A 12,551-nucleotide genomic window follows, 5' to 3' on the forward strand; every position below is an offset into this window, starting at 1 on the left:
GCCATAGGCCGGCGCGGCGGCCACGCTATTTCTCCTCGGCCAAGAGATAGCCGACGCCGCGGATGGTGTGGATCACGACCCGGGCGCCGTGCTCGGCAAGCTGCTTGCGCAGCCGCGACACGTAGACCTCGACCGCATTGGAGGCGACCTCGCCTTCGAGACCGAAGATGTGGTCCTCGACGTTCTTCTTCGGCACCACCCGCCCCTGCCGGCGCAGCAGGATCTCCAGCACCGAGGTCTCGCGCGCGGAGATGATCCGCGGCTGATCGTCGACGAAGATCTGGCGGCTCTCGGTGTCGTAAACAAGGTTGGCGAGACTGAGCGAGCGGCCGAGCAGCTGGCCGGGCCGGCGCAGGATCGCCTCCAGCCGCGCCACCAGCTCCTCCATCGCGAACGGCTTTGCCAGATAATCGTCGGCGCCGCTGCGCAGGCCGCTGACGCGGTCCTGCAGGCCGCCGCGCGCGGTCAGCACCAGCACCGGCAGCGGCTCCATCTGGCGGCGCAGCTCGCGCAGCACCGACAGGCCGTCGCCGTCGGGCAGGCCGAGGTCGAGGATCATCGCGGCATAGCTGACGCTGCTGACCGCCTCGCGCGCCTCGGCCGCGCTGCCCACGATGTCGCTCTCATAGCCGGCCGCCGCCAGCCCGCTGGCCACGAGCCGCGACAGCTCGGCATTATCCTCGACGATCAGAAGGCGCATCGTAATCCCGGCATCACCGCACGGCTCGCGCCGTATCCCTGCTCTCTTCCACCATTCCGGACGCCCCTGCCAGCGAAAAAGTGCCCGGCTGGTCGGTCGGCCAGCCCTGTCAGGCTGGTGTAAGCCGATCCGGGCGCGTAGCCGCGGATCGCAGCTCTGGAGGAATGGCACTGTCCGCCCATGCGCCCCCGTCCGTGGTTTACTCGATCACCTCGTCTGCGCCGGCAACGATTGCGGATGAGAACGCATGACCGAGCAGTTTGGCTGCCTTCAAGTTGATAACGAGCTCTACCTTCGTGACGAGCTGGACGGGAAGATCAGAAGGCTTCTCGCCCAACAGGACCCGTCCGGCATAGATACCCGCGCGCCGGTGCGACTGCATGAAATCTCCCCCATAGCTCATCAAACCTCCGGCGGTGGGAAAGTCCCGGGTCTGTGTGATTGCGGGCACGCGATATTTCATTGCCAGAGCAGCGAGCCGCGAACTGCGAAATGCAAAATAGGGGTCGGAGGTAAACACAAGTCCACTTGCCCCGTCCCTGGCCGCCGCAGCGAACACAGATTCAAATTCATCCTCCTTGCTTGCGTTCAATATCTCCAGTTGAACACGCATCGTTTCCGCCGCCGCACGAAGCTTCTGCAGTTGCGATTCTGCGGTCGGACTTGTCGGGTTGACGACGATCATCAATTTGGTCGCCGTAGGCAACAGGTCGCGCATCAACTCAAGCCGCTTTGGCGACACGTCGACACTCAGGCTCGAAACTCCCGTGATGTTCCCGCCCGGCCGCGACAAGCTATCCACCACGTGCAGCTGAACGGGATCGCCGCCCATCTCAAAAACGATTGTCTTGGTCGGGCTCGCAGCTTTCGCGGCAAGTGCCACGGGAGCGCCCCCGGGCGCCACGAGGACATCCACATTTCGGGCGACCAGTTCGGCGGCCAACGCAGGTAATCGGGAATATTGTCCGTTGGCCCACTGAAAGTCGATTTTCACATTGCGGTCCTCGACAAAGCCCGCTTCCGCCAATCCCTGTCGGAAAGCCTCAAGTCGACTGGCAAAGAGCTCGGGCGACTCCGGACAAAGATAGCCAATGACGGGCATGGAGGACTTCTGCGCATACGCGTCGGCCGTCCACGTCGCGGCGCCCGCCATCAAAAGCAGAAAGTCCCGCCGCCTGGCGCATCTTCGCGGCGTTACCGCTCCAGAGTTGGCGCATCTCATGGCTACGAACCCGTTGCCGTCAGCCGATTGTCGAAGCATAGCCCCGGATGCTCGAACAGTCTTCAACTTGATCGTGCCGGGCATCCGGAGGCCGGCCCCGGCTAGGGAGCATCGAAGGATATTCCGAAGACCGGAATCGCTTCGTCAAATCCCTTGATATTGCGATACCCGAGGTCCTCGACGGACCGCCGACCCTTGACGTCAGCGGCGACTTTGGCGTCGACCAGAATTTCCTTGTCTGCGGCAGATGCGCACAGTCGGGCCGCCAGATTCACAACGCTGCCAATGGCGGTGTAGTCGAGCCGGTCCTTGTAGCCGATCCGGCCGACGGTCGCCGGCCCGCTGGCAAGGCCGATTCCGAAACCAACATGGTAGCCGCGCGATCGCCAACCCGCGATAAGGACTTGCACGGTCCTCTGCATGTCGACGGCGAGATCGATGGCTCTCAATGCCGGCTCTTCGATCGGGACAGGTGCGTTCACCAGCACCATCAGCCCGTCTCCGGAGAAATTGATCAGCGTTGCCTCGAATTTCGCGATGACCCTGCCGAGGTCTTCATAGTACTCCGACAATACGCTCATGACGTCCTCAGGCGCAGCTCCCGCTGAAAAAGCCGTGAACCCCCTCAAATCGCAGAAGACAACGACGACCTCCGTGCGGCGACCATCCAGCACGCTGTCATCGCCGGCTCGATCGACGAGATCGGCGACCTGGGGAGCGAGGAATCGCCTGAGCCTGGCGATGCGCTCCTGGTGCTGCTGCGCCAGCGCCAGCTCGGAAGCCATCTTGTTGAAACTGTTTGCAAGACGCTGGAACTCGTCCCCGGTGTGGATCAGGATCCGGTGGTCAAAGGACCCGGCACCAATCCTCTCCGTGCCCTCCTCGAGCAGCTTGATCGGCTCTGTCATCCGGTCGGCCAATGCATAGGCAAAAATGCCTGCGAGCATCGTGCTGACTGCGAGCAGCATTGCCGTCCGCCACAGGGCGGCGTAGATCGGCGCGTAAGCTTCGGATAGTGGCTGCGCGACCACGACTGTCCAATCGGTGCCCTGCACGGCAGCCGCGCTGGCGGCAACGAATTGTCCTTGTGCATCCTGGCTCGTTGCGAAGCCCGCCTTCGACCCTATCGCGTCCCGCACAGCCCGAAATGGCTTGGAGGTTGCTTCTTCCGCACCGCGGAGGACGAGGCTGATGTCGGGATGGGCAATAAGGCGACCCGATCGGTCCAGGACGAAAGCGAAGCCGGTCCTTCCGACCTGGATCGCCGAGATCACGTCCCAGATCAGCTTGAGGTTGACTTCGGCTATGACTGCGCCAACGGCCGGCCGACTGCCGACAATCGCAACCGTCAGGTACGGTTCGGAGCCGCGGTTGTAGCTGACGTCGCTGAACCAGATCTGAGTTGCCCGGGCCCCGACCAGGGCAGGATCAGCTGATCGGTCCGTCCGGCTCTCAATCCGATTGAGGCCGATCCGCGAGATGTAGAGACGCTCCAGACCGCTGGCGTCGAGGAGTGTAAGACTGGCAATGGCAGGCGCTTGTCGAAGGAGGCGCAGCGCGTCGGTCCGCCGGCGTTCGTCAGGCTCGTCGGTCCACGGAAGCTGCACCAGCCAGCCGAGCTGCGTTGTGATGCCGTGGATGAAATCGTGTATTTCGGCGGCCGCGGACGCGGACTGGAGGCCGAGCCACTGGTCCAGCCTCGCACGCTGATCGCGATAGCCGAACCACGCTTCAATAACGCCGTTGAAGGCGAGTGGGACCGCGACCGCCACGAAAAGCGCGAGCAAATATTTATGAAAAAGGCCGCGAAACCGATCTTGAGGAATCATGATCCGGTCACCCGTACAATCGCACAGATAATATGGACCCAGACTAACACGTCGCTTTGCGGTCAGGCGGAGTTCATTTGACCCGAGCGTACGGTTGCACCCTTCGCGCCTGCAAGGCGGACTGGTCACGCGGTCAGGCGACAAGCGACCCGGCAGGGGCAGCCCGGCGTCATCGCCACTGTTGATCTAGGTCAAACATCAGCCACCCTCCGGCGTCACCCTCCCAGCGTTCTCCTCTCCCTCCCGATCCTGAAGAAGGCCTACTCAAGGTTCGTCGACGAAAGTGGGAGCTCGCTCATGATAACGATTCCAGAACTGACGTCCCAGGCGCTCGGTGCGTTCCTGATCTCGGAGACAAGCGGCCGCTTCGGCTCGTCTCACGCCAGCTTGCCGGAACTGCTCCCCTACGCAGCAAAGCTGGCCCTGGAATGCATTGGTAATAGCGACGCACTCTACCACAATGTCGAGCACACCTTGTTGGTCACGCTGGTGGGGCACGACATTCTGATCGGGCGCTCGCTTCTGAGGCCGACGACGGCTAGCGATTATGCTCACTTCATTCTGGCGTGCCTGATCCACGACATCGGCTACGTCAGGGGAATAGTCCACGGAGACCAGGACGGAGCCTACGTTGTCGATGGTACCGGTCGAACGGTCGAGTTACCGATCGGCTCCTCCGATGCAGCGCTTGCGCCCTATCATGTCGACCGCTCAAAATTGTTTGCCGTGGAGCGTCTTGACGCAGTCGACCAGATTGACGCCGCTCGCGTCGCTCAGGCCATCGAGTACACTCGTGTTCCCTATGCAGACGCACCAACGAGCGAACTCAGGGATGATCTGGACGAGGAGGAAGGTTTGTTGCTTCGCGCCGCCGATCTGATCGGTCAGCTCGGCGATCCCAACTACATGAAGAAATCAAATGCGCTCTTCTACGAATTCGAGGAGATCGGACTCAACAAATCGCTGGGATACGCCACGCCTGCGGATGTGGTGTACAAATATCCTCAATTCTACTGGACCAAGGCCTCACCGCAGATCCAAACCGCCATCCGCTATTTGAACGTAACCGCGAGCGGAAGACAATGGATCAGCAATCTGTATGGCAATGTCCTGCGCGCTGAGCGCGAGGTCGGACTATCTGGTCCGCAGCTATAGATCGGGACGCTGCGAACGCCCCGGAGCCTTCGCCCCGGGGCGCTGCGTTCGGCAGACAGTGGCGCTCAGCTCTGCGAGCGTCGCGCCATGAAGATGTCGTAGCCGACCTCCGCGACCTGGAACCAGGCGTAGCCATCGCTGGAGAATTTTGCCAGGGAGTCGTGCACCTTCTTGAAGTTGGCGTTGGTCGCGCCGACCTCGGCATGCAGCTCCTTGGCCGCCTTGTAGCAGGCGTCCATGATCGCCGGCGAGAAGGCGTGCAGCTTGGTGCCGCTGGCGAGCAGCTTCTTCATGGCGAGCGGATTGGCGGTGTCGTAGCGCGCCATCATGTAGTTGTTGGCGGTGTGGCCCGCCTGCTCCAGCACGCTCTGGTAATATTTCGGCAGCGCGTTCCATTTGTCGAGATTGACGAAAGCGAGCAGCATCGGCCCGCCTTCCCACCAGCCGGGATAGTAGTAATGCGGCGCGATCTTGTAGAAGCCGAGCTTCTCGTCGTCATAGGGGCCGACCCATTCGGCGGCGTCGATCGTGCCCTTCTCCAGCGCCGGATAGATGTCGCCGCCGGCGAGCTGCTGCGGCACCACGCCGAGCTTCTGGAGCACGCGGCCGGCAAAGCCGCCGATGCGGAATTTCATGCCGCTGAGATCCCCGGGCGTGTTGACCTCTTTCCTGAACCAGCCGCCCATCTGGCAGCCGGTGTTGCCCGCGAGCAGCGAGATGACGTTGTAGCTCTTGTAGAACTCGTTGAGCACCTCGCGCCCGCCGCCCTGCATGTACCAGGCCTGGTTGATGCGCATGTTGGGGCCGAACGGCACCGATGAGCCGAAGGTGAAGGTCGGGTCCTTGCCGAAATAATAGTAGGAGGCGGTGTGGCCGATCTCGCAGGTGGCGTTCTGCACGGCGTCGAGCACCTGGAGGCCCGGCACGATCTCGCCGGCCGCGAAGATCTGGATCTGGAATTTGTTGTCGGTCGCCTCGGCGACCATCTTGCACATCATCTCGGCGCCGCCATAGAGCGTATCGAGCGATTTCGGCCAGCTCGTCGGCATGCGCCATTTGATTTCCGGCATCGACTGCGCGATCGCGGGCGCCGCGAGCGTGGCGGCACCGGCCGCACCAAGTCCTGTGACCTTGATGAAGTCTCTTCTCTTCATGATTTCCTGCCCTGATGGATCTGATTGTGGGCCTTCTTGCCGAGGCTTGGAGACCAGCATGGCGTAACGACCGGCGAAATGCCATCGTGATCGCACTGCGGCAAAGAAAAAGGCCGGCCTGCGATGGGGCCGGGCTGCTCTGGCAATCACGATCACGCCGCGGCTTCGGATGACCAGCCGGCGTACGAAGCCGCTTGCGGACTCGGCGGCCGAGCCCAGACGACAACGATAGAGGTCCCCTGGGCCGGAATGATGGGTTTCGCTTCGCTCTACCCATCCTACGGTCTGAGCGCGCACGATGAGGTTCGCTTCTGCGCTACCTATCGTTCTCTCTCAAAAGCGGCCCTCAGTTCGGCGAGTTGCTCGGCGGTTGCTCCCAACTCCGCGTCGGCGCGATCCGTCGGAACGTCCATGTAAGCGATCGGAGAATCGAACTGGCTCGCCGTGAAGTCGTACCTCTTGCCGCCGATCCGATTGTAGAAATGGTCGCCAGCGGGCAGCGGCGTCTTCAGCAGGTCGCCGCCGAAGAGCCCGTGGACCAGCAGCGAAGTGACGTTGCATTGCCCCGCCGCCGGATTGTCCGCCGTCCATTTGCTGGCCGTCGACAGCGACCATGCCTTGCGCAGCGCGCGCTGGATGTCATCGGGATCGAAGCTCATCGTCGCTCCTAAGGATCGGTGACGGCCGATTTCGGATTTTACGATTATCGCTTTATGCCACTGTTTTGCCCGACGTGTCAAACCGCCGCGCCGGCTGGCTGAGGCCCAACGCCCTGCGCCCGTCATTGCGGCCACGGTCGCAAAAATCGGCGCGTCGGCACCGGCTGCTCCGTGATCGCACGTGTACCGCTGAATTGCCCCGTTCGGTCAAGCTGTTGGCAGCATCGACGAGCGAGCCCGCCCTCATCTCGTCTCTACTGTGCATGGGGTTGTTTTCGCTATTTTGTTTTGAGCCCCCTCCGCACCAACGAAAAAACCCGGCCTCGCGAACGAGGCCGGGCTCTGTCGTCTTGCGACGTGCTCGAACGATCAGCCGCGGGTGCGCGAGCGGATCATGAAGCTGTCATAGGTGTATTCGGCGACCTGCCACCACAGATATTCGTCTGAGCGGTAGGCCTGCATGGCGTCGATCGACTTCTTGAAGTCGGGGTTCTTGGCCGAGATCTCCGCCCACAGCTCGTTGGTCGCCTTGAGGCAGGCCTCGAGCACTTCGTTGGTGAAGGGACGAAGCTGCGTGCCGCCGGCGACCAGACGCTTCAGCGCCCCCGGGTTCTGCATGTCGTAGCGCGCGGCCATCCAGCTGTTGGCATTGGCCATCGCGTTGGTGAGGATCGCCTGGTAGTTTTTCGGCAGCGAATTCCACTTGTCGAGGTTGGTGAAGGCGTGGACGGTCGGACCGCCTTCCCAGAAGCCCGGGTAGTAGTAGTACTTGGCGACCTTGGCGAAGCCGAGCTTCTCGTCATCGTAGGGGCCGACCCACTCGGCCGCGTCGATGGTGCCCTTCTCCAGCGCCGGGTAGATGTCGCCGCCGGCGAGCTGCTGCGGCACCACGCCGACCTTCTGGAGCACCTGGCCGGCGATGCCGCCGATGCGCATCTTCAGGCCCGAGAGATCGGCAACGGTCTTGATCTCCTTGCGGAACCAGCCGCCCATCTGGGTGCCGGTGTTGCCGCAGGGCTGGCCGATCACGTTCGACTTCTTGAAGAACTCGTTGCCGAGCTGCTCGCCGCCGCCCTGGTACCACCAGGAGTTCTGCTGGCGCGCATTGAGGCCGAACGGCACCGAGGCGTAGATCGCCCAGGTCGGGTCCTTGCCGACGTAGTAGTAGGACACGGTGTGGCACATCTCGACCGTGCCGTTCGAGGTCGCATCGAGCGCCTGCAGGCCGGGGACGATTTCACCGGCCGCGAACACCTGGATCTGGAATTTGTTGTCAGTCATCTCGGCGACGTACTTCGCCACCTGCTCGCCGCCGCCATAGATGGTGTCGAGCGACTTCGGGAAGCTCGAGGTCATGCGCCACTTGATCTCGGGCGAGGATTGCGCGATCGCCGGCGAGGCTACCGCGGCGGTCGCCGCCGCGCCTGCTGCCGACACTTTCAGGAAATCACGACGCTTCATCTTCAGGTCTCTCCTTGCTGGGGCGTTTCCCCTCAACTTCTCTTTGTGCCGCCGCTCATTCCGGCGACGCGTTCAGGCCGCGTCGAACCGAAGGGGCTTGACTGCCGTGGGCGTTTAACACGGACGGGGCGCTTTCGGAACGCGACAATGGCATGACGGGGCTCTACGAAAGTCGCATGTCCCCAACGGATTGGCCTGGCGTCCTCAGGCTGCGGCGATCACGCCCTTGAGCTGGTCCCGGACCTGTCCGGCAATGGCGCGGTAGATCGCCGCATGGGGCCCGTCCGGCTCGCTGTCGACCACGGGATTGCCGGCGTCCGAGGTGGCCCGAATCGCCATGTGCAACGGGATCTCGCCCAAGAACGGTACTCCGAGCTTCTCGGCTTCGTGGCGGGCGCCGCCATGGCCGAAGATGTCGGATTTGGTGCCGCAATGCGGGCACTGGAAATAGCTCATGTTCTCGACGATGCCGAGCACGGGCACGTTGACCTTCTTGAACATCGCAAGGCCCCTGCGCGCGTCGATGAGGGACAGGTCCTGCGGGGTCGAGACGATCACGGCGCCCTTCAGCGGAACGTTCTGCGCCAGCGTGAGCTGGGCATCGCCGGTGCCCGGCGGCATGTCGACGACGAGCACGTCGAGCTGGCCCCATGCGACGTCGCGCAGCATCTGCGTCACCGCCGACATCACCATCGGCCCGCGCCAGATCATCGCGGTCTCTTCCTCCACGAGGAAGCCGATCGACATGATGGCGAGGCCGAAGCGGCGGAGCGGAATCATCTTGCGCTCGGCGTTCAGCTCCGGCTTGTCGCGCAGGCCGGTCAGTCGCGGCACCGAAGGGCCGTAGATATCGGCGTCGAGCAGCCCGACCTTGAGGCCGAGGTCGCGCAGGCCCAGCGCGAGGTTGAGCGCGGTGGTCGACTTGCCGACGCCGCCCTTGCCCGAGGCGACCGCGATCACCGCGGCAACGCCGGGAATCTCGGACTGCCGCGCCATCGGCGATTGGGCACCGCCCTGCGGCGGCGGCTTGTGGGCATGGACCGGCTGCACGCCCGGCGCGCCGCGGCTCGGCTGCGGGGGTGGCGGCGGCGCGGAGCCCGGCTTGCGCTCGGCGGTCAGCGCCACCATCGCGGTGGTGACGCCGGGGATGGCACGCACCGCGGCTTCGGCCTCGGCCCGGATGGATTCCCAGGCCCGCGCCTCGGCGGCATCGACATTGATCGAGAAGAACACCTTGCCGTCCGAGGCGCTGATCGCGCTCAGCACATTGGCATTGGTGAGCGCGACCCCGCGCGGCGACTTGATCCGGGCGAGGCTGTCGAGAACCTGTTGCTGCGTCACGCTCAAAGCGCATCTCCTGGAGAGAGCATGAAGCGGTTTTCCGACCAGATCATGCTCAGGACTTTAAGATGCCCCATTAGAGCGGAAACGGCCAAAAGGCTACTGCCTGCCGATATCGTCAGCCATCTCGGCGGGCGCGGCCCCCTGCTCGCTGGCGGCCTCGTAATTGAGCTCGATCATGACCCCGTTGGGGTCGTGGACGAAGATCTGCCAGAGGTCGCCGCCGGGCACCTGACGGGAGTCGAACTTCATCCCCTTGGACGCCAGCCGCTGCTTCATGTCGTCGAACCCGCGGCTGACGAAGGCGACGTGGTGGACAACGCCGGAATCCGGCTTTTGTGGCTCGGCGGTCGGAGAAATATCGACGAGGTGCACCACCGCCTTGCCCTCGCTGTACATCCAGGCGCCGGGGAAGGCGAAATCCGGCCGCGGGCCTTTTTCCAGGCCGAGCACGTCCTCGTAGAAGCGGACCGTCTCGGCCAGATGCCGGGTCCGGATGTTGAAATGATCGAGCACGCCCACGCTCACGCCGCCCATCCCTCTGCTCCTTTTCTTGAAGTCCTTGTTGAAGGTCCGAGATCAGCCATCCTAGCACAGGGGGGCGTCAAACGAAGCCGTTGCCCTTCCGCCTCAAGGGTTTATGGTGCGCTCGTTCCCCTTCATGTGGAACTTTAGGACCCCCGGCTGGCGTCCCTCGCCCGGCTGCAACCGTAAAACTCAAGCTACGGACACACACATGGCTAAAGTCGCTTTCCTCGGTCTCGGCGTGATGGGTTTCCCCATGGCCGGACACCTCGTGAAAAAAGGGGGCCATGAGGTCACCGTCTACAACCGCACCGCGGCCAAGGCGAAGGAATGGGCGGACAAGTTCGGCGGCAAGACCGCACCGACCCCGAAGGCCGCCGCCGAGGGCCAGGATTTCGTGATGTGCTGCGTCGGCAACGACAACGACCTGCGCGCGGTCACGATCGGTGCTGACGGCGCATTCGCCGGCATGAAGAAGGGCGCGACCTTCGTCGACCACACCACCGCCTCCGCCGAAGTCGCCCGCGAGCTCGATGCCGCCGCGACCAAGGCCGGCTTCAAGTTCGTCGACGCGCCCGTGTCCGGCGGCCAGGCCGGCGCCGAGAACGGCGTGCTGACGGTGATGTGCGGCGGTGCGCCGGATGCCTATGCCGGCGCCGAGCCGATCATCACGGCTGCCTATGCGCGGATGTGCAAGCTGCTCGGGCCCGCCGGAAGCGGCCAGCTGACCAAGATGGTCAACCAGATCTGCATCGCCGGCCTCGTGCAGGGCCTCTCCGAGGGCATCCACTTCGCCAAGAAGAGCGGCCTCGACGTCGCCGCGGTGATCGAGACCATCTCCAAGGGCGCGGCGCAGTCCTGGCAGATGGAGAACCGCTACAAGACCATGAACGACGGCAAATACGATTTCGGCTTCGCGGTCGAATGGATGCGCAAGGACCTCTCGATCTCGCTGGCCGAAGCCCGCCGCAACGGCGCAAACCTGCCGGTGACCGCGCTGGTCGACCAGTTCTACGCCGAGGTCGAGAAGATGGGCGGCAAGCGCTGGGATACGTCGAGCCTGCTTGCGCGCCTGCAACGCTGACGTCTGAGGGACCGTCCCCACTTTGCTGACCGCGATTGCCGTCATCTTCGTCGTCGCCTATGCGGCGATCGCGCTCGAGCATCCGCTCGGGATCAACAAGAGTGCCACGGCGCTGATCGGCGCCGTATTGCTCTGGACCGTCTACGCGGTCACCACGGGCGACCATGCGCTGGTCAACCACGCGCTCAACGAGTCCGTCGCCTCCACCGCACAGATCGTGTTCTTCCTCATCGGCGCGATGACCATCGTCGAGGTCATCGACGCCCATGACGGCTTCGAGGTCATCACCTCCCGCATCAGCACCACGAGCCAGGTCCGGCTGATGTGGCTGGTCGGCTTCGTGGCCTTCGTGCTCAGCGCGATCCTGGACAATCTGACCACCACCATCGTGATGGTCTCGCTGATCCAGCGGCTGATCGCCAAGCGCGACGACCGGCTGCTGTTCGCCTCTCTCATCGTCATCGCCGCGAACGCCGGCGGCGCATGGACCGTGATCGGCGACGTCACCACGACCATGCTGTGGATCGGCGGGCAGATCACGCCGCTGAACATCATGGGCGCGGTGTTCCTGCCCTCACTGGTCAATCTGCTCGTCCCGCTCGCCTTCCTCAGCTTCCTGGTGAGGGGCAAGACCATCGCGCCGCCGCCGAAGGAGGACGGCTTGCAGGTGATCGGGGCATTCGAGCGCAACCTGATGTTCTATCTCGGGCTCGGCACGCTGATCGCCGTGCCCGCCTTCAAGACGGTCACGCATCTGCCGCCGTTCATGGGCGTGCTGCTCGGGCTCGGCATCGTCTGGCTGGTCGGCGAGATCGTCCACCGCGGCAAGGACGAGCATGTCCGCCATCCGCTCACCCTGGCGCATGCGCTGACGCGGATCGACATGGGCTCGATCGTGTTCTTCGTCGGAATCCTGCTCGCCGTCGCCTGCCTCGAACATGCGGGCCTGCTGACGATGCTGGCCCGATGGCTGGAAGCGACCATCGGCCGCCAGGACATCATCGTCGTCGTGCTCGGCCTGCTCAGCGCCGTCATCGACAACGTCCCGCTGGTCGCCGCGACCATGGGCATGTACGACCTCGGCCACTACCCGCCGGACAGCTTCATCTGGGAGTTCATCGCCTATTGCGCCGGCACCGGCGGCTCGATCCTGATCATCGGCTCGGCCGCAGGCGTCGCCGCCATGGGGCTCGAGCGGATCGAGTTCCTCTGGTACGCCCGCCGCATCGCCGGCCCGGCGCTTGCGGGCTATCTGGCGGGCGCCGTCGTCTACGTCGCACAGCATGCTGCGCTGCATTGAACGGCAGTTAGCGGGCTGAAAATTAACGCGCGGTTAACGCAATTCTTTAGCTCCTTAAGTCACCTCTTAAGGATTTCTTGCCACAGATAGAGAATGCAGAAGGCCCGCCTCGCGCGGGCCA

The 12,551-nt window shown here is 63.7% G+C and carries 11 protein-coding genes; 3 read left to right on the forward strand and 8 right to left on the reverse strand.

Annotated features, from left to right (window positions below):
• Window positions 1-25: 25 nt before the first annotated feature.
• The 3 genes from BRAGE_RS0120265 to BRAGE_RS0120275 form a co-directional block, all read right to left on the reverse strand.
• A complete protein-coding gene (locus BRAGE_RS0120265) occupies window positions 26-700 on the reverse strand; it encodes a response regulator (protein WP_027557214.1) in 675 nt (224 codons plus the stop codon).
• Window positions 701-899: 199 nt separating this feature from the next.
• Window positions 900-1,853, reverse strand: a complete 954-nt coding sequence (locus BRAGE_RS0120270) for an ABC transporter substrate-binding protein (RefSeq protein ID WP_027557213.1) — start codon at window positions 1,851-1,853, stop codon at window positions 900-902.
• A 170-nt stretch (window positions 1,854-2,023) separates the two neighbouring features.
• On the reverse strand, window positions 2,024-3,751 hold the full coding sequence (locus tag BRAGE_RS0120275) for an adenylate/guanylate cyclase domain-containing protein (protein ID WP_027557212.1): 1,728 nt from the start codon (window positions 3,749-3,751) through the stop codon (window positions 2,024-2,026).
• A gap of 297 nt (window positions 3,752-4,048) precedes the next feature.
• Between BRAGE_RS0120275 and BRAGE_RS0120280 the strand changes: the two genes are divergently transcribed.
• Window positions 4,049-4,906, forward strand: coding sequence for a hypothetical protein (locus tag BRAGE_RS0120280; protein ID WP_027557211.1), 858 nt, complete (start codon window positions 4,049-4,051; stop codon window positions 4,904-4,906).
• A 65-nt stretch (window positions 4,907-4,971) separates the two neighbouring features.
• Here BRAGE_RS0120280 and BRAGE_RS0120285 read toward each other — a convergent pair whose 3' ends face one another.
• From BRAGE_RS0120285 to BRAGE_RS0120305, 5 genes are all read right to left on the reverse strand, one after another.
• Complete coding sequence (locus tag BRAGE_RS0120285) at window positions 4,972-6,060, reverse strand: TRAP transporter substrate-binding protein (RefSeq protein ID WP_027557210.1); 1,089 nt, start codon at window positions 6,058-6,060, stop codon at window positions 4,972-4,974.
• 320 nt (window positions 6,061-6,380) lie between these two features.
• A complete protein-coding gene (locus BRAGE_RS0120290) occupies window positions 6,381-6,719 on the reverse strand; it encodes a YunG family protein (protein WP_028146325.1) in 339 nt (112 codons plus the stop codon).
• A gap of 369 nt (window positions 6,720-7,088) precedes the next feature.
• Window positions 7,089-8,180 (reverse strand): TRAP transporter substrate-binding protein, encoded by a 1,092-nt coding sequence (locus BRAGE_RS0120295; protein ID WP_027557209.1) that lies wholly within the window; start codon window positions 8,178-8,180, stop codon window positions 7,089-7,091.
• A 204-nt stretch (window positions 8,181-8,384) separates the two neighbouring features.
• A complete protein-coding gene (locus BRAGE_RS0120300) occupies window positions 8,385-9,527 on the reverse strand; it encodes an Mrp/NBP35 family ATP-binding protein (RefSeq protein WP_027557208.1) in 1,143 nt (380 codons plus the stop codon).
• A 93-nt stretch (window positions 9,528-9,620) separates the two neighbouring features.
• Window positions 9,621-10,058 (reverse strand): VOC family protein, encoded by a 438-nt coding sequence (locus BRAGE_RS0120305; protein WP_027557207.1) that lies wholly within the window; start codon window positions 10,056-10,058, stop codon window positions 9,621-9,623.
• Between the two features lie 124 nt (window positions 10,059-10,182).
• On the opposite strand from BRAGE_RS0120305, the gene BRAGE_RS0120310 reads away from it, so the two are divergent.
• Together BRAGE_RS0120310 and nhaD are read left to right on the forward strand one after the other, a co-directional pair.
• The gene (locus tag BRAGE_RS0120310) at window positions 10,183-11,130 is read left to right on the forward strand and encodes an NAD(P)-dependent oxidoreductase (RefSeq protein ID WP_084334161.1); all 948 of its coding nucleotides are present in this window, start codon (window positions 10,183-10,185) and stop codon (window positions 11,128-11,130) included.
• A gap of 22 nt (window positions 11,131-11,152) precedes the next feature.
• Window positions 11,153-12,430, forward strand: a complete 1,278-nt coding sequence (gene nhaD, locus BRAGE_RS0120315; protein WP_027557205.1) for a sodium:proton antiporter NhaD — start codon at window positions 11,153-11,155, stop codon at window positions 12,428-12,430.
• Window positions 12,431-12,551: the final 121 nt, after the last annotated feature.

Origin of the sequence: Bradyrhizobium genosp. SA-4 str. CB756 (assembly GCF_000473125.1) — a bacterium.
GTDB lineage: Bacteria > Pseudomonadota > Alphaproteobacteria > Rhizobiales > Xanthobacteraceae > Bradyrhizobium > Bradyrhizobium arachidis.